The following is a 19,808-nucleotide window of genomic DNA, read 5'->3' as shown; positions in this document are numbered from 1 at the left end:
CAAGCGGAGACAGGCAAGATGAGCAATACCCCATCGATTTCGCAGGCCCCCTCCCCGCCCGGCCCGGGCACCGGCCCGCTGCACCGGGCCAGGCGGCCGCCGGAACTGAGCATCTTTCTGGTGCTGCTGGGCATTGCACTGTTCTTCGAGGCGGCCGGCTGGCTCACCGTGGGCCAGAGCTTTTTGCTCAACGCCGAGCGGCTGCAGATCATCGTGCTGCAGATGGCGGTGATCGGCATCATCGCCGTGGGCGTCAACCTCGTCATCATCACCGGCGGCATCGACCTGTCGTCGGGCTCGGTGGTGGCCGCCACCGCCGTGGTGTCCGCCAGCCTGGCACAGGTGTCCGACTTTCCGCGTGCCGTGTTCCCGCAGCTGACCGACCTGCCCGTGGTCTGGCCGGTGGCGGCCGGCATGTGCGTGGGCCTGATGGTCGGCCTGCTCAACGGCTCGCTGATCGCCTTCACGGGCATTCCGCCCTTCATCGCCACGCTGGGCACCATGGTGGCCGCACGCGGCTTTGCCAAGTGGTTCACCAACGGCACGCCCGTCTCCATGCTGACCGACGACTTCGCAGCGATCGGCTCCGGCGCCCATCCGGTGATCATCTTTCTGGTGCTCGCCGCCGTCTTCCACGTGGTGCTGCGCCATACGCGCTTCGGCAAATTCACCTATGCCATCGGCTCCAACCGCCAGGCAGCCGTGGTTTCGGGCATCAACGTGCAGCGGCATCTGGTCTGGGTCTACATGATTGCCGGCCTGCTCGGCGGCATCGCCGGCACGGTGACGGCGGCGCGGGCCATCTCGGGCCAGTCGGGCATGGGTGTCATGTACGAGCTCGATGCGATTGCCGCCGTGGTGATCGGCGGCACCTCGCTGGCCGGCGGCATGGGCCGCATCACCGGCACGGTGATCGGCGTGCTGATCCTGGGCGTCATGACCTCGGGCTTCACCTTCATCCGCATCGACGCCTACTACCAGGAGATGGTCAAGGGCGCCATCATCGTCGCGGCCGTGGTCGCCGACCAGTACCGCAACAAGAAGGCGCGGCGCTGACGGCGCGCCCTGCAGGCAGACACCATGAAAATCGCCCTCGATCCCTACATGATCCGGCACGAGCCGCTGGACCGGCTGCCGCAGGCCGTGGCCGAACTGGGCTATGCGCACATCGAGCTGTCGCCGCGCAGCGATTTCCTGGACTGGTGGGTGATGCCGCGCGCCACCAAGGAGCGCATGGCCGCATTCCGCCAGGCCATGCGCGCCAGCGGCGTGGCACTGGCATCGCTGCAGCCCATGTACCGCTGGGCCAGCCCGTTCGAGGACGAACGGCAATGGGCGATGCGCTGCTGGAAGAAGGCCATCGAGGTGGCCATCGAGATGGAGTGCGCGCTGATGGTCTCGGAGTTCGGCCGTGGAGCCTCGCCCGAGCGCTCGGTGAACGGTCCTGCCGGCGCGAATCCGAAGGAGATGTGCGAGGCCGCCTGGTTCCGCTCCATGGACGAGCTGCTGCCCATCCTGGAGCGCGAAGGCATCACGCTGTCCGTGGAGCCGCATCCGGAGGACTGGATAGAGCAGCTGCAGCCGGCCATGGACATCGTGAGGAACATGGGCTCGAAGGCGCTGCGGCTGTCCTATATCGCCCCGCACACCTTCCACTACGGCGGCGACATGGCCGCCATGCTGCGCGAAGCCGCGCCGCTGCTGGCCCATGTGCGCGTGGCCGACACCTTCGACCACAGGAAGAGCAGCCAGCTGCGCTACATCGTCAACCCGCCGGGCTCGCACCACATCCGCGTGCACCAGCACCTGGACATGGGACAGGGCGAGATCGACTGGGACCTGTTCTTCGGCACGCTGGGCAGCGCCGGCTTCGACGGCGTTCTGTCGTCCTGCGTGTTCGCCTGGGAAGAGCGTGCGGCCGAATCCAGCCGCTTCATGCGCCAGCAGATACAGCAACAGCTGGAAAGGCATTTCCTGGACCGCTTTGCGCCCCTGACCACCGCTTCCCACCCGAGTCCCGGCCCATGACGAATCCCATCCATTTCGCCATCAACCGCATCAGCGCCTCTCGCATGCCGTTTGCCGGCTACCTGGCCATGTGCCGGCGCCTGGGCGTGTCGGCCATCGAGATCCGCAACGACCTGCCCCATGCCGAGACCTGCGACGGCACGGCGCCCGCCGCCATCCAGGCCGCGGCGCGGCAGGCCGGCATCACCATCGTGTCCATCAACGCGCTGTATCCCTTCGACGTTTTCGACGCCGGCGTGGAGCGCAAGGCGCGCGCGCTGGCGGCGTACGCGCGTGACTGCGGCGCCCGGGCCCTGGTCATGTGCCCGTTGAACGACAGGGCCGACCCGCGCACGCCCGGCCAGCGGCGGCGCGACCTGGTGCATGCCCTCAGGCAGCTGCGCCCCCTCCTCGATGGCCATGGCGTGCAGGGACTGGTCGAGCCCCTGGGCTTTGCCGAGTGCGCGCTGCGCCGCAAGTCCGATGCCGTCGAGGCGATCTACGGCGCAGCCGGCGAACGTCACTTCAGGCTGGTGCACGACAGCTTCCACCACTACCTGGCCGGCGAAGACATCTTCTTTCCCGACCTGACCGGGCTGGTGCATGTCTCGGGCGTCGAGGACCACCGGCTCGAAGACGGCCAGATGCACGACGGCCACCGCGTGCTGGTCGGCGAAGGAGACCGCCTGGGCAACATCGCCCAATTGCGAGAACTGCTCGATCGCGGCTATGGCGGCCCGGTCTCGTTCGAGCCGTTCGCGGCCCGGATCACGGACGCGGACAGCAACGAAGCCCTGCTGCGCCAGAGCATGGACTTCATCCGCCATTCATTGCTTTGAAAGAAGGGAACCATATGACGCTGCAGATCGGAGCAATAGGCTGCGGAGCCATCGGACAAGACCACATCCGCAGGATCTCCCGGGTGATGTCGGGCGCCCGGGTAGTGGCGGTGACAGACATCGATGCGCAGCAGGCGCGGGACGTGGTGGCCAGACATGATCCGGCCATCGAGATCATGGACAGCGGCCGGGCACTGATCGCCGCGCCACAGGTGCAGGCGGTGCTGGTCACCTCCTGGGGTCCCTCGCACGAGGAACTGGTGCTGGAGGCCATCGCCCACGGCAAGCCCGTGTTCTGTGAAAAGCCGCTGGCGGTGACCGCCGCAGGCTGCATGCGCATCGTGCAAGCGGAGGTGGCGCAGGGCCGGCGCCTGGTGCAGGTCGGCTTCATGCGCCCCTACGACGCGGGCTACCGTGCGCTGCGCCATGTCATCGCCGCCGGCGAGATTGGCGCGCCCCTGATGGTGCACTGCGCGCACCGCAATCCCACGGTGGCCGGGGGCTACACCACCAGCATGGCCATCACCGACACGCTGATCCACGAGCTCGATGTCCTGCGCTGGCTGCTGGACGACGACTACGCCAGCGCCCAGGTGGTGTTCCCCAGGAAGACGCGCCACGCATTGCCGCATCTGAACGATCCGCAGATCATCCTGCTGGAGACCGTGGGCGGTGTGCGCATCGACGTGGAGGTATTCGTCAACTGCCGGTACGGCTACGACATCCAGTGCGAAGTGGTGGGCGAGACGGGCATCGCGCGCCTGCCGGAGCCTGCGGCCGTGCCCATGAAGCGCGCGGCCAGCAGCTGCACGCCCCTGCTGACCGACTGGAAGCAGCGCTTCATCGCCGCCTACGACGCGGAGCTGCAGGCCTTCATCGACGGCGTGCGCGACCGGCAACTGACAGGTCCCTCGGCCTGGGACGGCTACGCCGCCGCAGTGGCCGCCGATGCCTGCCTGCTGGCGCAGTCCTCCGGCCCGATAGAGCGCATGGCGAGCGCAGCGCGCCCGGCGTTCTACCAGCCCTGAGCCCCTGACGCCATGACTGCGACCATGACAGCGACCCTGACCATTGGCTGCGCGCCCTGCTGCTGGGGCGTGGACAACGTGGACAACCCGCACCTGCCGCCCTGGCGCCAGGTGCTGGACGAGGCCTGCGAGGCGGGCTTTCGGGGCATGGAACTCGGCCCCTGCGGCTACATCCCGCTCGAGGCGGCCCTGGTACGCACGGAATTCACGCAGCGGCGCCTGTGCATCACCGCCGGTACGATCTTCGACGATCTCGTCTCGCCGGCCCGGCTGCCGCAGCTGCTGCGCCAGACTCGCGAGATCTGCGGACTCATCAGCCAGCTTCCCAGGCCGGCCGCTGCAGCCGGGCAACGCTACCCGGCGCCCTATCTCGTGGTGATGGACTGGGGCCACCCCGAGCGCGACTTCGAGGCCGGCCACCCGGACCGCGCCCCGCGCCTGTCCGATGCACGCTGGGCCGCCATGGTCGATCACATCCGCCAGATAGCGCACCTTGCCTGGAGCGGCTTCGGCGTGCGCGCGGTGATCCATCCGCATGCGGGCGGCTACATCGAATTTGCCGACGAGATCGACCGCATCGCCGCCGACGTGCCAGCGCAGGCCGCCGGACTGTGCCTGGATACCGGCCACCTGCACTACAGCGGCATGGACCCGGCAAGCTGGCTGCGCCGGCATGCGGCACGGCTGGAATACGTGCATTTCAAGGACATAGACGCCCAGGTGTACGGGCAGGTGATGGGCGAGCGCATTGCGTTCTTCGACGCCTGCGCCCGGGGCGTGATGTGCCCCATCGGCCAAGGCGTGCTCGACTATCCGGCCATAGGCGCCACGCTACGGGAGATCGGCTATGCAGGCTGCATCACGGTGGAGCAGGAGCGCGACCCGCGCAATGCGGGTGCCAGCCTGCCCGACGTGGCCGCCAGCCGCGCCTTCCTGGCCCGCACAGGTTTTTGCTGAAGACGCTTTTGCTGAAGACGCAACACAAAGGTGGACACCATGATCGACGGAACCCTTCTGCCCGGCCGCCCGATTGCCTGGGGCATGGTCGGCGGCGGACACAACAGCCAGATCGGCCATGTGCACCGGTCGGCGGCGCTGCGCGACCACAATTTCCGGCTCGTGGCCGGGGCGTTCGACATCGATGCCGCGCGCGGGCGCCGGTTCGGCGAACAACTGGGCGTGGACGTGCAGCGCTGCTACGCCGACTACCGGGCGATGTTCGAGGCCGAGGCCGGCCGCCCGGACGGCATTCGCGCGGTATCCATCGCCACGCCCAACAACACCCATTTCGAGATCTGCAAGGCCGCCCTGCTCTCAGGCCTGCACGTGGTCTGCGAGAAACCGCTGTGCTTCACCACGGCCGAGGCCAAGGAGCTGCTGGAGCTGTCCCTTGCCAGGAACCGCATGGTCGGCGTGGCCTACGGCTATGCCGGCCACCCGCTCATCGCCCAGGCGCGCGAGATGATCGCGCGGGGCGAGCTGGGCGACATCCGCATCGTGCAGATGCAGTTCTCGCACGGCTTTCACAGCGAGGCGGTGGAGCAGTCCAGCCCCGCCGCGCGCTGGCGCATGGACCCGGCCTTTGCCGGCCCCAGCTATGTGCTGGGCGACATTGGCACGCATCCGCTGTACCTTTCCCAGGTGATGCTGCCGGGGCTGAAGATCGAGCGGCTGATGTGCAGCCGGCAGAGCTTCGTCAGCAGCCGCGCCCCGCTGGAGGACAACGCCTTCACCCTCATGCAGTACCAGGGCGGCGCCATGGGCTACCTGTGGGCCTGCGCGGTCAACAGCGGCTCCATGCATGGGCACAAGCTGCGCGTCATCGGCGCCAGGGCCAGCCTCGAATGGTGGGACGAACACCCCAACCAGCTGCGCCACGAAGTCCAGGGCCAGCCGGCGCAGGTGCTCGATCGCGGCATGGGCTATCTGCACCCCGCCGCGCTGCAGGAAGACCGCATCAGCGCAGGCCATGCGGAAGGCCTGTTCGAGGCATGGTCCAACCTCTACCACCGCTTCGCGCTGGCCATGGAGGCCACGGACAGGCGCGATCGCGAGGCGCTGCAAACCATCCACCATCCGGACATCCACGCTGGCATCGAGGGCGTGCGCTGGGTGGAGAACTGCGTGCGCTCGGCCGATGCCGGCGGGATCTGGGTGGACTACTGCTAGGGAATGCCATGCCCCGCCTGGGCTGCCAGCGGCCCGGGACCCGGGGATCGCCATGGCATCATGGCCCATCCAGAAATCAGTCGATCCCTTGCCCCGGGATCGCCCACCGGCCCGCCTGCGATGAGCCCTTCCCCGCCGCCCCCCGCATCCGTGGACCGACTCCTGCAGCAGATTGCCCAGGAATACGATGGCCTGAGCCGGCAGCTCAAGGCCATTGCCCGCCACATTGAGGTCCACCGCGACCAGCTCGGCCTGCAAGGCGTACAGTCCCTTGCCGCGCAATGTGGTGTGCAGCCCTCAGCCGTCGTACGGTTTGCCAAGCATTTCGGGCTCTCGGGTTTTTCCGAGATGCAGCGCCTGTTCCGCGAAGGCCTTGCCGAGCAGATCGCGCCGGGCCGCGCCTATGAGCTGCGCGTGCGCGACATGGTCGAGGCCGGCCCCGCCGCCCTGGAGCCCGTGCAGATTGCCGACGAATTCCTCAAAGGCGGCATGGCCGGCATGCAGCAGCTGCGCCAGAACCTGGACGGTCAGGCATTCGACCGGGCGGTGGAGCTGCTGGCCGGCACGCAGGCGATCTGGATCGCCGGCTCGCGCCGCTCGTTTCCCGTGGCCGTGTATCTGGAATATGCGCTGCAACACACCGACAAGCGCATAGGCCTGTTCAGCGCGCTGGGCAGCATGCAGCAGGGGCAGATCCGGTCGGTGCGCAGCGGCGACGTGATGATCGCCATTTCCTTCATGCCCTATGCGGACGAAACCGTGCAGGTGGCGCAGTGGGCCAGGCAGCGCAGCGCCCACCTGATCGCCATGACCGACAGCCGCATGAGCCCCATTGCGCGCGAGGCCGAGGCGGCCCTGATCGTGCAGGACAGCGCCACCTTCGGCTTTCGCGCGCTGACGGCGGCCATGGGGCTGGCGCAAAGCCTTTTCGTGGCCCTGGCCTACCGGCTGGAGCTGTCGCTGCGCTCGTCCGCCGCGCCCGGCAGCTTGGCAGGCGAGTAGACAAAGCAAAGCGCCACCCTGGGGTGGCGCAGCGGTGGGGCAGGCAGGGGCCGTTGCCGGCCCTTGCCCTGGCCAGGGCGTTCTCAGGCCTTGGCCACGGCGGCCTCGGAAGGCAGGGCCTGCACGGGCTCTCCATCCAGGGCGGCGTTGAGCTTGCTGTAGTCCAGCTCGTTTTCCCAGCGCGAGACCACCACGGTGGCCACGGCGTTGCCCATGAAGTTGGTCAGCGAGCGGCACTCGCTCATGAAGCGGTCCACGCCCAGGATCAGGGCCATGCCGGCCACGGGCACCTCGGGCACCACGGCCAGCGTGGCGGCCAGCGTGATGAAGCCCGCGCCGGTCACGCCGGCAGCTCCCTTGGAGCTGAGCATGGCCACCAGCAGCAGCGCGATCTCGTGGCCCAGGGTCAGGTGGGTGTTGGTGGCCTGGGCGATGAACAGCGCGGCCAGCGTCATGTAGATGTTGGTGCCGTCCAGGTTGAACGAATAGCCCGTGGGCACGACCAGGCCCACGACGGACTTGCCGCAGCCGGCGCGCTCCATCTTCTGCATCAGCGAAGGCAGGGCCGATTCCGAGGACGAGGTGCCCAGCACCAGCAGCAGCTCGGCCTTCAGGTAGCGTGCCAGCTTGAGCACCGAGAAGCCGCACAGCCGCGCCACGAAGCCCAGCACCACGACCACGAAGAGCAGCGAGGTGATGTAGAACGAGCCCACCAGCCAGGCCAGGTTGACCAGCGAACCCAGGCCGAACTTGCCAATGGTGAAGGCGATGGCGCCGAAGGCGCCCAGCGGCGCAGCCTTCATCAGGATGCCGACCAGCTTGAACACGGGGGCCGTCAGCGCCTCCAGGAAGTTGAGCACGGGCTTGCCGGCGTCGCCGACCATGGCCAGCGAGATGCCGAACAGCACGGCCACGAACAGCACCTGCAGGATGTTGTCGCCCACGAAGGGGCTGACCAGCGTCTTGGGGATGATGTCCATGGCAAAGCCGGTGAGCGTCAGCTCATGCGACTTGGCCACATAGCCCTTCACGGCGGCCTGGTCCAGGTCGGCCGGGTTGATGTTCATGCCCGCGCCAGGCTGCACCACGTGCGCCACCACCATGCCGACCACCAGGGCCAGCGTGGAGAAGAACAGGAAGTAGGCCATGGCCTTGAGGAACACGCGGCCCACCGTGCGCAGGTGCGTCATGCCCGCAATGCCGGTAACGATGGTCAGGAAGATCACCGGCGCGATGATCATCTTCACCAGCTTGATGAAGGCGTCGCCCAGCGGCTTGAACTGCTCGGCGTACTGGGGCTCGAAGTGGCCGAGCAGCACGCCCGCCACGATGGCGACCACCACCTGGAAATACAGCTGGCGGTAGAAGGGCAGCCGCTCGGGGCTGGCGGCGTGGGTGGGGACGGCATGCATGGTGCGGCTCCGGCAGGATTTCTGTGGGGTTGACGCACCACCGAGGTGCGGCAAGTTGCGGGAAGGTGCAGGTTGTACCGCTGGCATCCTCCGGCGCCGATAACCTATTGGTATTAGGCGCAGGCGCTCTCCCAGGGAGAATGGACGCAGAATCAGGGTAATCCCCAACCCCTTCCCGTCCCTGGAAGGCACCAAGCTGGCGCCCAATCGGGCCCAGACCACCATGCCCCAACCCGTTCGACGCCCTTCACGCCGCTCCTTCTGGACCCTGCTGCTGCTGTTCGGCGGCATGCTCGCCTGCATGCTGCTGGCCGGGGAACTGGTCTACCACCGCGCCCTGCGCGGCGAGGCCGAAAGCGTGCAGCGCCAGCTCAGCCTCTACGCCCAGGCCCTGGGCCAGCGCATAGACCGCTACCGCACCCTGCCCGAGGTGCTGGCGCTGGATGCGCAGCTGCGCGCCGCCCTCACCCACCCGCTGTCCGCCGCCGAGGTCGATGCCCTGAACCGCAAGCTGGAGCAGGCCAACGGCGCCAGCCAGTCGTCCACGCTGACCCTGATCGACCGCCACGGCACGGCCCTGGCCGCCAGCAACTGGCGCGAGACGCGCAGCAACGTGGGCGTGGACTACAGCTTCAGGCCCTATGTGCAGCAGGCGCTGTCGCGCGGCAGCGGGCGGTTCTACGGCATTGGCCTGACCACGGGCCTGCCGGGCTACTTCCTCTCGCAGGCCATCCTGGACGAACAGAACGCCGTCGCGGGCCTGGTGGTGATCAAGATCGCGCTGCTGGAGCTGGAGCGCGAATGGCTGCAGACGCCTGACGTGGTCATGGCCTCGGACGAGCACGGCGTGGTCTTCCTGGCCAGCCAGCCCGACTGGCGCTACCGCCTGCTGTCACCCCTGAGCCCCGCCGACGAGGCGGACCTGGCCGCCACGCGCCAGTACATCGACCAGGAACTGCACCCCATGCGCTACCGGGTGCGCCAGGGCCTGGAGCAAGGCAGCCGCCTGGTGCAGATGCAGGAACCCGCCCTGCCCGGCACCACGCTGTGGCAGACCCTGCCCCTGCCCGGCAGCGACTGGCAGTTGCACCTGCTGCATGACACGCAGGCCAGCACCGTGGCCAGCCGCTGGGCGGCGGCGGCGGCGGCGGGCGGCTGGCTGGCCCTGGGCATGCTGGTGCTGTTCGTGCGCCAGCGCAGGCGGCTGGCCGCGCTGCGCCTGCGCAGCCGCCTGGAGCTGGAGACCGTGCTGCGCCAGCATGCCCAGGAGCTGCGCACGGCCCAGGACGGCATCGTCCAGGCCGCGCGCCAGGCCGACACGGGCCTGAGCCGCAGCCTGGAGCACCTGCCCCAGGGCGTGGTGGTGATCGATGCCGACCTCAACCTGGTGGCCTGGAACTCGCGCTACGTGGAGCTGTTCCGCTTTCCCTCCGAACTGCTGCGCACGGGTCAGCCCATAGAGAACCTGTTTCGGTACAACGCCCGGCGCGGCCTGCTGGGGCCCGGCCCCATCGAAGAGGCCATCCACCGGCGGCTGCAGCATCTGCGCAGCGGCAGCCCGCACCTGCGCGAAAGTACCAAGGACGACGGCACGGTGCTGGAGATCCGCGGCAACCCGCTGCCCGACGGCGGCTTCGTCACCAGCTATGCCGACATCACCAGCTACAAGAACGCCGCGCGCGAGCTGCGCTCGCTGGCCGATGCGCTGGAGCAGCGCATTGCCGAGCGCACGCGCGACCTGGCCGAGGCCAAGCGCGAGGCCGAGCAGGCCAACCGCTACAAGACCCGTTTCGTGGCCGCTGCGGTGCACGACCTGCTGCAGCCTCTGAACGCCGCGCGCATGTTCAGCTCCCTGCTGCGCAGCCATCTGCATGACGAGGCGGGCCGCCACGTGGCCGACAGCATCGACGGCGCCCTGGCCGCGCAGGACGCCATCCTGGGCAGCCTGCTGGACATCTCGCGCATGGAATCGGGCCAGCTGGAGGTGCGCGTGCGCGACTTCGCGCTGGGCCCGCTGCTGCAGGTCATGCGCCACAACTTCGGCATCCTGGCCGAAAGCCGGGGCCTGCGCCTGAGCGCGGTGGACACGCGCTGCGTGGTGCGCAGCGACGAGGCCCTGCTGCGCCGCATCCTGCAGAACTTCCTGTCCAACGCCATACGCTACACGCGCCAGGGCCGCATCGTCATCGGCTGCCGGCGCCAGGGCCAGCAGTTGCGCATCGAGGTGCACGACCAGGGACCGGGCATTCCCGAGAGCCTGCAGCACGAGATCTTCGAGGAATTCCGCCGCCTGGACGAGGGCCATGGCGACGACCGTGGCGCCGGGCTGGGCCTGGCCATCGTCGAGCGCCTGGGCCGGCTGCTGGGCCATGAGATCGGCCTGCGCTCGCAACTGGGCCGGGGCAGCGTGTTCTGGGTCTGCGTGCCGCTGGGCGACCCGGGCGCCGTGCCGCAGATCGCCGCAAGCGCGCATACCGGCGACCCGGACCAGGATGCACCGCTGCAGGGCATGAACGCCTGGTATGTGGAGGACGATCCCCAGTCCTGCACCGCCATGCGCGCCCTGCTGCAGCGCTGGGGCTGCAGCGTGCCGCTGGCCGGCGGCCCGACCGAGGCGCTGGCGCTGGCCGCGCCCGGCGAGGCACCGCAACTGGTGCTGCTCGATGTGCGCCTGGGCCAGTTGCACGGCCCCGATGTCTACGCGCAGCTGTGCCAGCGCTGGGGCCAGTCGCCGCCCGTGATCCTGGTCACGGCCGAGCGCGACGGCATGCTGCGCCGCCAGGCGGCCGAGCGCGGCTGGGGCTTTCTGGCCAAGCCCGTGCGCCCGCCCGCGCTGCGCGCGCTCATGAGCCAGATGCTGCTGCGCCACCGGTAGGGGCACGGCACGCCGCGGCATGGAGTTCAGGCCGTGCCGTCGTTCTCCAGGCTCTTGACCAGCACGGCAGCCTGCGTGCGGCTGTAGCACTCCAGCTTCTTGAGAATGGCCGTCACATGCACCTTGACGGTGTTCTCGGCCAGCCCCAGTTCATGGGCGATCTGTTTGTTGAGCAGGCCGTCGGCCAGGCACAGCAGCACGCGGAACTGCTGGGGCGTGAGCTGGGCCAGTCGCGCGGCCAGCGCGGCGTCGGCCTCGGAGCGCTCGGCGGCCATGGGCGGGAACCAGCTGCCGCCGTCCAGCACTTCCTGCAGGGCCGTGCCTATGGCCTCGGCCGGCGCCGACTTCGGAATGAAGCCTGCAGCACCGAACTGCTGGGCACGGCGGATCACGCGCGGATGGTCGTTGGATGAGATCACCACCACCGGAATGTCGGGGTACTCGCCGCGCACATGCAGCAGCGCGGAGAAGCCGCGCGCGCCCGGCATGGCCAGGTCCAGCAGCACCAGTTCGATCTCGGGGTGCTGCTGCAGCGCCGCCCCCAGGGTCGCAGCGCTTGCGGCCTCCAGCACGGCGAACTGCGGCAGGGCCTCGCGCAGCACATGGATCACCGCAGCGCGGAACAGCGGGTGGTCATCGGCAACGAGCAGGGTGGATTCGGACATGGGCGCGAGTCTGACACGTCTGCAAACACATGCCCGGCTCATGGACCCCCGTGGAGGCCGGTGGCCGGGTTGCAGGCTGGCACGCCGTTTGCAATCAGTTGCAGCCACAGGCCTGGCAACAGGCGGAAATCTTCCTCCAACCGACGAACAAGGAGCCCTGAATTGACCTTTGAGCCCTCTTGCAAGGACCTGCTGCACAGGCCTGGTGCCCCGGCCCCAACCCAGTGCACGGCAGCGTTCAAGCCGCGAGAGTGCAAAACACAAATTAAGTTTCGTCATAACTGTGTCAAAGACACCACTTTCTGGCCGGTGCAATGGCTGGGATGCGTTGTAATACGCGGCTTAGCCAGTCTGGACTGCCTCGCGCGCGCACCGCAAAGGCACGCCGACACCGGCCGGACCCTGATGCGAAAACGCCACTGTCCCAGGTTTGCCACATAGCCCGCCCAGGGCGTTTGCCTCATCGTCTGCCCCGGTCACAGCACTGGCCAACCGTTTCCACTATCCAACAATGAAAGACTCCTCAACATGAAACGTTCCTTCATCGCACTGGCCGCTGCACTGGCCTGCGCCGGCGCTGCACACGCCCAAAGCTCGGTCCAGCTGACGGGCCTGGTGGACGCCTATGCCGGCTCCATGCGCATGGCTGGCGACGCCAGCGGCAAGGGCGTCGTGGGTTCGGGCGGCATGACCACCTCCTGGTGGGGCATGAAGGGCCAGGAAGACCTGGGCGGCGGCCTGAAGGTCGATTTCCAGCTGACGGCCTTCATGCGCGTGGACACCGGCAGCCCCGGCCGCTTCGACGGCGACCCGTACTTCTCGCGCGATGCCAACGTCGGCCTGTCCGGCGGCTTCGGCACGGTGCGCCTGGGCCGCGGCATGGCGCCCAACTTCCTGCCCACCATCCTGACCAACCCCTTCGGCGACTCCTTCACCATCTCCCCGCTGGTGCTGCACGCCAACGTGGGCACGGCAGCCTGGGGCTCGGCCAACCTGACCACGCCGTCGGACACCGGCTGGAGCAACCAGATCGTCTACAGCACGCCCAAGTTCGGCGGCCTGCAGGCCAACGTCCACTACCAGTTCGGTGAAAAGGGCGGCGACTCCGGCAAGAAGAACATCGGCGTGAACGCCATGTACTTCGGCGGCCCGCTGAGCCTGGTGGCCTTCTACGAACGCGCCCAGATCAGCAACCCCGTGAGCCTGGCCGTCATGCCCACCAAGACCGACTGGATGCTGGGCGGCACCTACAACTTCGAAGTGGCCAAGCTGTACGCGACCTACGGCCAGGCCAAGGTCAAGGACCTGGACCGCAAGAACAGCACCTACTCGCTGGGCCTGGACGTGCCCGTGAGCAGCGCCGGCACCATCAAGGCAGCCCTGGCCCGCACCAAGGCCGAGATCGGCGCCGTGGACTCCACGCGCACCACGGCCAGCCTGGGCTACGACCACTACCTGTCCAAGCGCACCGATGTGTACACCGTGCTGATGCACGACCGCATCACGGACCTGAAGTCGGGCACCAGCCTGATCGCGGGTATCCGCCACCGTTTCTAAGGCGACGCCTGGCCTGCCAGCACGGGCCGGGGACTTACGTCCCGAACTTTCAGCGAGGCCCTGCCTCGCTTTTTTTTTCGGCCTTCTGAAGATCGATAGGGAATTTCTCCCACCGCTTTTTCACGAACGTCAAGAGAGAAAGCGATTGTCCGACAGCCACGCTGCGCAATCCGGTGTGCAATGGAGTCCAGGCCCAGCCCCATGCTCTGCCTGCGCTGCCAGACAGGAGGTGCACCATGCGCAGACCCAGCCCCTTCGGACGTCATCCCTTCATTGCCTTCACCGCAACGGTATTGCTTGCCGTCGCCGCCAGCGTTGCCACCTTGTGGCTGGACAGCGCCGCCCCGGCCGCAGACACCTTGCTGCAAAAAGACCCGGGCGCCCTGCTGTCGTCGATGTAGGCCCTGCAAGCGCCTGCAAATGCCTGCTCAGCGCCATCCCTTGCGGACTGGCGCTGTTTTCATTTACCGGCCGATGCGCCGGTTGATGTACCTGCCGATGCGCCCCCACCGCTGGCCGTCTTCTCCAGCAGCGCCAGCCTGCGCCTGACGGCCTGGGCCTTGTCCACCTCGCCCGCCTGATCATGGGCCCTGGCCTGCAGCAGCAGCCAGGCCATCACCGCCCGGCGCCAGCCCTGGGCCGAGGCGGTCTCGGCACCCAGCTCCAGCAACTGCGGCTGTGCCGCCCCCGCCCGCAAGGCCGCGCCGGCCGCCACCAGCCGGGGCAGCGGCTCCTTGATGGCGCCCACGGCAGCCAGCGCCGAGGCAGGCGCACCCAGCAGCGCCTGCGCCACGGGGCGCTGTAGTTCCGGCAATAGCGCAATGTCTTCGGGCCGGGGCCTGCCTTGCAAATAGCGCGCATAGGCGGCCTCGGCTGGCGCCGCGTCAAGCGCCAGCGCCTGGTAGCCGGGGCAGTCGTCCCATTCCAGACTGGCCACCTGGGCCGCGCAGCGCATCAGTTCAAGGCGCGCGGCCAGGTCGGTGCGGCCCGTGGCGGCCACCTCGGCGCGGGCCTTGTCCCATTCCAGGGCCTGCACGCGCTGGCGGCCTTCCAGGTAGGCGGTGGAGGCGCGCTGGGACGCAGATTCGGCATTCAGCGCCCAGTCCGGTGCGGGCGGGCGGCTGCTGCAGCCTGCCAGCACCAGGGTCAGCACGGCGCCGGCGACGGCATGGCGCGCCAGGAGGGTTGCGGCAGAAAGTTTCTTGGCGGCAGCACTCATGGCAGCTTCAACTCCGGTTGATGGGCAAACGGCCACTTGCGCTGCAGGTCGGCCAGCACGCCTTCGAGGCGGCGCAGGTTGCCCTCCACCTCGGCGCGCAGGGCGCCCAGGTCGGCCGTGGCCTCGCGCGCATTGGAGCCCACGGCCTGGGCCTCGGCCAGCACGGCGTCCACCTTGCCCAGCGTGCGGCGCGTATCGGCCAGCAGGCCGTTGAGCTGCACCACGGTGGAACGCACCTCGGGCATGACGCCGCCGGCGTCGAACACCTGGCTGTCGGCCCGCGCCACCATGCGCTCCATGCGGGCCAGCGTGGCATTGGCGCGGTCCAGCAGGGCCGTGACCTTGCGCGCCTCCTGCTCGCTGCCCATGACCACGCCGAGCACGCCGCCCGGCCCCTGGGCCCGGCCGGCCAGGCCCCGCAGCTCGGTCAGCGACCCGCCCAGGGCCGAATCCGGCGCGGTGAGCTGGGCGATGTTGCCCAGCACTTCCTTGGCCGTGGACATGATCTGCGGCAGCTCGGCCGTGGCATCGCCGCGCAGCACGGGGCGCACGGCCTCGTCGGGCAGCGGCGGATCGCTGAGGATGCCGCTGTAGGCCTTGATGGTGGTGCCACCCACCAGCCCCTTGACCAGGGTGAAGACGCTGGACTCGCGCAGCCAGTGCGCGTCCTTGCGCGGCACGTCGATGAGGATGCGCACATTGCCGTCTTCGGCCAGCTCGATGCGGCGCACGCGCCCGATCGGAAAGCCCGAGAAAGTCATGTCCATGCCCACGCTCACGCCCTCGGAGTCGTCGGCCGTGAGCACCAGGCGCTGCGTGGCGTCGAACACGCCGCGCGAGTACAGCAGGTACAGGGCCGATCCAAGAATCAGCACCAGCGTGAACAGCAGCAGGCCCGCGGCCTTGGCGCGCAGGTGCGCCACGGGCTTGAGGGCCTCGATTTCCTCGCCGTCCCAGGGGTCTGGCGGCGTGCGCCGCGTATCGGTCATGGCATTCCTTGTTCTGGCACGGGCCTTGCCGTGCATGTGGGGTTCGTGGAGTTCAGCGGGCGTGCTCAGTAGTAGTTGCCCATGAGCGAGATCACCTCGATCACCAGCAGCACGGCAAACATGCGCGCAAAGCCGCCCAGCGCCGCGCCGCCGAGCCGGTGGCGCCGCAGCGGCGCATACAGGCCGGAAGCCATGGGCATGATGGCCACGGTGAGGCTGAAGAACCAGGTCTTGAGCACGAAGACCAGGGTCACGGCCGGCGTGAAGATCTGGCCGAAGATGCGCGTGTAGCCGGGCAGGCCCGCCAGCGTGAAGCCATAGACGCTCAGGTAGACGGTGACCAGGGCCACCACGCAGCTGAGCACGGCCAGCGTGACCGAGGCGAACACGCCACCGGCGGCGCGCGGCACCAGGGCCATGCGCAGCGGGTCGGAGCCGCGCTCCTGCCAGGCCTGGAGCTGGCCCCGCGCGCGCAGCTGCGCAATCAGCGTGCCATTGGGAATGGTGCAGCGCATGGCCACGAACAGTGCGGCCGTCAGCGGGATCAGCTCGATCACCAGCACGCGCACCACCATCTCCAGCGCATAGCGCGACAGCCCATAGCTCAGCGCCGTGACGATGACGATGCGCGTGATCACCGCGCACAACAGCGCCGCCAGCGCCGTGAAGCCCAGCAGGATGGGCCCGGTCTGCACATAGATCTGGTGCGCCATGGCACGCCGCGCGCCGCGCCGGTAGCTGGAAGGGGACATGGCCAGCACCAGCAGCACGGCGCCCAGGTAGACGCTGCGCCACCAGGCCAGCGCATGGTCGCGCAGCGCCGCCCAGATGCGGTCGGGAAGGGACAGGGCTGCGTGGCTGAGGCTCATCGGTCGATGATAGCGAGCCGTACCGGGACGGTCCGTCGGACGCCGGCGCAAGACAGGCAGCCGCGGACGGCGCTACACATGGCGCTTGGCGCCGGAGCTGCCCAGGGCGGGTGCCAGCGGCTCGTCGGCCTGGGCGTGCAAGGCCTCGATCAGATGGCAGTAGCTGGCCGACCCGTCGCACTGGCTGCGCAGTTGCATCAGCTCATGCTCCAGCGCGCGCAGCTCGGCCAGGCGCTCGCGCACATGGCCCAGGTGGGCATCCAGGGTTTCGTTGGCAGCCACGCAGTCGGCCTTGCTGGCGCCGTCCAGCGCCAGCAGGGTGCGCACCTCGTCCAGCGACATGTCCATGGCGCGGCACAGGCGGATGAAGCGCAGCCGGTGCACATCGCTGTCGCTGTACAGCCGGTACTGGTTGTCCTCGCGCACGCCCGCGCTCAGCAGCCTTTCCTTCTCGTAGTAGCGGATGTTGGCGGCGGCCACGCCGGAACGCTTGGCCGCCTCGCCGATGCGCCAGCGCGCAGATTCATGCTGTGACATGCTTGACCTTGAAGTGACTTCACCGTTTCCAATGCTCGCATGAACTCCAATCGCCTGCCAAGCCCTCAGGGCAACGAGGCCCTGAAAGCCTTCCCAACCCATTCCACGCCCGCCTCGACTTCGCCGTCTTCCGCCTGCGGCACCGATTGCTGCGCGCCCTTCACCATCACCCAGCCCACGCCGGCCCGCAAGAAGGCCCATGGCCACTCGCATGCGCACGGCGAGGGCCACGATCACGCCCATGACCACGACCATGACCACGGTCACGACGAGAGCGATCCCCATGCCGGCCATGACCACAGCGTGCTGCCCGGCTGGCCGCGCATCACGGCCGCGCTGATTGCAGCCGTGCTGGCCGAAGCCGCCCACTGGTTCAGCGGCTCCCAGGGCGGCGTGCCGGCCCTGCAATACGGCGGCATGGCCGTGGCCATACTGGCGATTGCCCTGTCGGGCCTGGGCGTCTACAAGGCCGGCATCCGCGACGTGCTGCGCCTGAAGCTGGGCATCCATGCGCTGATGGCCATTGCCGTCACGGGTGCCTTCGCCATCGGCCAGTGGCCCGAGGCCGCCATGGTCATGGCCCTGTACGCCGCGGCAGAGCGCATCGAGGACCAGGCCATGGACCGCGCGCGCAATGCCATCCGCAGCCTGCTGCAGATGGCGCCCGAGACGGCCGACGTGCTCCAGCCCGACGGCAGCGTTCAGCGCGTGGCGGCCGCCGACGTGGCGCTGGAAGCCACCGTGCGCGTGGCCCCCGGCGCGCGCGTGCCGCTGGACGGCGTGGTCCTGCGAGGCCAAAGCTCGGTCAACCAGGCGCCCATCACCGGAGAAAGCGCCCTGGCCGACAAGGCCCCGGGCGACGAGCTCTACGCCGGCAGCATCAACCAGGATGGCGAGCTGCAGATGCGCGTCACCTCGGCGGCCAATGACAGCCTGATTGCGCGCATCGTCCATGCCGTGGAGCAGGCCCAGGCCTCCAAGGCACCCACCCAGCGCTTTGTCGATCGCTTTGCCGCCGTCTACACGCCCATCGTGCTGGTGCTGGCCATTGCGCTGGCGGTGCTGGCGCCGCTGGTCATGGACTGGAGCTGGCATGACGCGGCCTACCAGGCCCTGGCCCTGCTGGTCATCTCCTGCCCCTGCGCCCTCGTGCTGTCCACCCCCGTCACCGTGGTCAGCGCGCTCACGGCGGCTGCACGCCGCGGCCTGCTGATCAAGGGAGGCCAGGCGCTGGAATCGGCGCGCAAGCTGCGCGCCATTGCCCTGGACAAGACCGGCACGCTGACCACGGGCAGCCCGAAGCTGGTCGAATGGAAGTCCTGGAGCGAAGAGGATGCAGCCCGGGACGCCGCCCCTGGCCCCGCCCTGCCCGCCGCGCGCGCCCTGGCCCTGGCCGGCCGCTCGGACCACCCGGTCTCGCGCGCCATTGCTTCCGGCCTCCAGGCCGACGCCGCCGTGGCCGCCGATGCCGCGCGGGCCTCGGTCAGCAAGCTGCTGGCCCTGCCCGGCCGTGGCGTGCAGGCCGAGATCGACGGCCAGCTCTGGACCCTGGCCAACCTGCGCTGGGTGCAGGAGCAAGGCTGGGACAGCGCCGCGCTGCGTGCCAGCCTGGCGATGCACGAAGCCCAGGGCCGCACCGTGACCCTGCTGGCCGACAGCAGCGGCGTGCGGGCCCTGTTCGCCGTGGCCGACCCGTTGCGGCCCCAGGCCCGCGAGGCCGTGGCGCGCCTGCAGGCCCTGGGCGTGCAGCCCGTGGTGCTCAGCGGCGACAACACGGCCACCGTGCGCTCCATCGCTGCCGAAGCCGGCATCCAGGACGCGCGCGGCGGCCTGCTGCCGCAGGACAAGCTCGACGCACTGGCCGAGCTGCAACGCACACGAGGCCCCACCGCCATGACGGGCGACGGCATCAACGACGCGCCGGCCCTGGCCCAGGCCGACATCGGCTTTGCCATGGGCGGCATGCACAGCACGGGCATGGCCATGGAAACCGCCGACGTGGTGCTGATGAACGACGACCTGCGCCGCCTGCCCGAGGTGGTGGAACTGTCGCGCAGCGCCCACGCCGTGCTCTGGCAGAACATCGCCCTGTCGTTGGGCGTCAAGCTGGTGTTCTTCGCGCTGGCCCTGGCCGGCAACGCCAGCATGTGGCTGGCTGTGCTCGCCGACATGGGCGTGAGCCTGCTGGTGGTCGGCAACGGCCTGCGGCTGCGCCGCTGGGGCAGCGACCGGGAGACGGCATGACCGACGCCCAGCGCCGCGCCGCCTTCACCCACCTGCTGCACAGCTTCCGTTCAAGCCAGGACCAGGCGCCCGCACAGCGCTGGCTGCTGCTGGAGGCCAGCCATGTGCTGGGCCAGCAGCTGCTGGGCCTGCACTGGCGATCCCACTGCTGGATGCTGCGCCACGCGCTGCAGCTGCGCGACGGCAGGGAGGTCGCCGGCCAGCTGCTGCGCCTGGCCCTGGTGCCCGCAGGCCATCTGCTGGACCGGCTGCCGCGCGGCAATACCGGCCGCACCACGGTGCCGGCCACCCTGCCCATGGACATGCCACCCGCCATATCGGCGCTGATCGCCGAAGCACTGCGCACCACGCGCCGCCCGCCCGGGCAGAGGGCCCGCACCTGAGGAACTTCGCGGC

Annotated in this window: 18 protein-coding genes; 12 read left to right on the top strand and 6 right to left on the bottom strand. The window is 69.1% G+C overall.

The genetic code is table 11. The features are described 5' to 3' along the window. Positions 1-18: 18 nt before the first annotated feature. The 7 genes from AC5I49_RS08055 (at position 19) to AC5I49_RS08025 (ending at position 7,045) form a co-directional block, all read left to right on the top strand. Positions 19-1,056, top strand: a complete 1,038-nt coding sequence (locus tag AC5I49_RS08055) for an ABC transporter permease (protein ID WP_016449899.1) — start codon at positions 19-21, stop codon at positions 1,054-1,056. 24 nt (positions 1,057-1,080) lie between these two features. Further along, on the top strand, positions 1,081-2,028 hold the full coding sequence (locus AC5I49_RS08050) for a sugar phosphate isomerase/epimerase family protein (RefSeq protein WP_495789150.1): 948 nt from the start codon (positions 1,081-1,083) through the stop codon (positions 2,026-2,028). Continuing rightward, entirely contained in the window at positions 2,025-2,846 is an 822-nt protein-coding gene (locus AC5I49_RS08045) for a TIM barrel protein (RefSeq protein WP_495789149.1), read from the top strand. Before AC5I49_RS08050 ends, AC5I49_RS08045 begins: the two co-directional genes overlap by 4 nt. 14 nt (positions 2,847-2,860) lie before the next feature. Continuing rightward, positions 2,861-3,874, top strand: coding sequence for a Gfo/Idh/MocA family oxidoreductase (locus AC5I49_RS08040; RefSeq protein ID WP_495789148.1), 1,014 nt, complete (start codon positions 2,861-2,863; stop codon positions 3,872-3,874). A gap of 24 nt (positions 3,875-3,898) precedes the next feature. Continuing rightward, positions 3,899-4,831: a TIM barrel protein gene (locus tag AC5I49_RS08035; RefSeq protein WP_017404562.1), complete on the top strand. Its 933-nt coding sequence runs from the start codon at positions 3,899-3,901 to the stop codon at positions 4,829-4,831. A 39-nt stretch (positions 4,832-4,870) separates the two neighbouring features. Next, positions 4,871-6,043 (top strand): Gfo/Idh/MocA family protein, encoded by a 1,173-nt coding sequence (locus AC5I49_RS08030; protein ID WP_288898058.1) that lies wholly within the window; start codon positions 4,871-4,873, stop codon positions 6,041-6,043. Between the two features lie 120 nt (positions 6,044-6,163). Further along, a complete protein-coding gene (locus tag AC5I49_RS08025) occupies positions 6,164-7,045 on the top strand; it encodes a MurR/RpiR family transcriptional regulator (protein WP_495789147.1) in 882 nt (293 codons plus the stop codon). An 83-nt stretch (positions 7,046-7,128) separates the two neighbouring features. On the opposite strand, the gene AC5I49_RS08020 is transcribed toward AC5I49_RS08025, so the two are convergent. Continuing rightward, the gene (locus tag AC5I49_RS08020; protein ID WP_043791482.1) at positions 7,129-8,457 is read right to left on the bottom strand and encodes a dicarboxylate/amino acid:cation symporter; all 1,329 of its coding nucleotides are present in this window, start codon (positions 8,455-8,457) and stop codon (positions 7,129-7,131) included. Between the two features lie 223 nt (positions 8,458-8,680). Here AC5I49_RS08020 and AC5I49_RS08015 point away from each other — a divergent pair, with 223 nt between their 5' ends. Further along, a complete protein-coding gene (locus AC5I49_RS08015) occupies positions 8,681-11,332 on the top strand; it encodes a hybrid sensor histidine kinase/response regulator (RefSeq protein WP_495789146.1) in 2,652 nt (883 codons plus the stop codon). A 26-nt stretch (positions 11,333-11,358) separates the two neighbouring features. On the opposite strand, the gene AC5I49_RS08010 is transcribed toward AC5I49_RS08015, so the two are convergent. Further along, on the bottom strand, positions 11,359-11,997 hold the full coding sequence (locus tag AC5I49_RS08010; protein WP_016449908.1) for a LuxR C-terminal-related transcriptional regulator: 639 nt from the start codon (positions 11,995-11,997) through the stop codon (positions 11,359-11,361). Between the two features lie 528 nt (positions 11,998-12,525). On the opposite strand from AC5I49_RS08010, the gene AC5I49_RS08005 reads away from it, so the two are divergent. Continuing rightward, entirely contained in the window at positions 12,526-13,554 is a 1,029-nt protein-coding gene (locus AC5I49_RS08005; protein WP_016449909.1) for a porin, read from the top strand. Between the two features lie 236 nt (positions 13,555-13,790). After that, complete coding sequence (locus AC5I49_RS08000; protein WP_016449910.1) at positions 13,791-13,955, top strand: hypothetical protein; 165 nt, start codon at positions 13,791-13,793, stop codon at positions 13,953-13,955. 59 nt (positions 13,956-14,014) lie between these two features. Here AC5I49_RS08000 and AC5I49_RS07995 read toward each other — a convergent pair whose 3' ends face one another. The 4 genes from AC5I49_RS07995 to AC5I49_RS07980 form a co-directional block, all read right to left on the bottom strand. Next, positions 14,015-14,773, bottom strand: coding sequence for a hypothetical protein (locus AC5I49_RS07995; protein WP_209802113.1), 759 nt, complete (start codon positions 14,771-14,773; stop codon positions 14,015-14,017). Further along, on the bottom strand, positions 14,770-15,762 hold the full coding sequence (locus AC5I49_RS07990) for an MlaD family protein (protein WP_013803088.1): 993 nt from the start codon (positions 15,760-15,762) through the stop codon (positions 14,770-14,772). Before AC5I49_RS07990 ends, AC5I49_RS07995 begins: the two co-directional genes overlap by 4 nt. Before the next feature lie 65 nt (positions 15,763-15,827). Next, positions 15,828-16,631, bottom strand: a complete 804-nt coding sequence (locus tag AC5I49_RS07985; RefSeq protein ID WP_012204765.1) for an MlaE family ABC transporter permease — start codon at positions 16,629-16,631, stop codon at positions 15,828-15,830. Positions 16,632-16,703: 72 nt separating this feature from the next. Beyond that, a complete protein-coding gene (locus AC5I49_RS07980) occupies positions 16,704-17,168 on the bottom strand; it encodes a Cd(II)/Pb(II)-responsive transcriptional regulator (protein WP_012204764.1) in 465 nt (154 codons plus the stop codon). Positions 17,169-17,207: 39 nt separating this feature from the next. Between AC5I49_RS07980 and AC5I49_RS07975 the strand changes: the two genes are divergently transcribed. Together AC5I49_RS07975 and AC5I49_RS07970 are read left to right on the top strand one after the other, a co-directional pair. Continuing rightward, positions 17,208-19,412 (top strand): heavy metal translocating P-type ATPase, encoded by a 2,205-nt coding sequence (locus tag AC5I49_RS07975; protein ID WP_495789145.1) that lies wholly within the window; start codon positions 17,208-17,210, stop codon positions 19,410-19,412. Then, on the top strand, positions 19,409-19,795 hold the full coding sequence (locus AC5I49_RS07970) for a DUF3703 domain-containing protein (protein ID WP_016449914.1): 387 nt from the start codon (positions 19,409-19,411) through the stop codon (positions 19,793-19,795). Before AC5I49_RS07975 ends, AC5I49_RS07970 begins: the two co-directional genes overlap by 4 nt. The last annotated feature ends 13 nt before the right edge of the window (positions 19,796-19,808 follow it).

The organism is Delftia sp., assembly GCF_059499305.1.
Note: the sequence above shows the minus strand (reverse complement) of the source record. Positions and strands in the feature narration are given on the sequence as shown.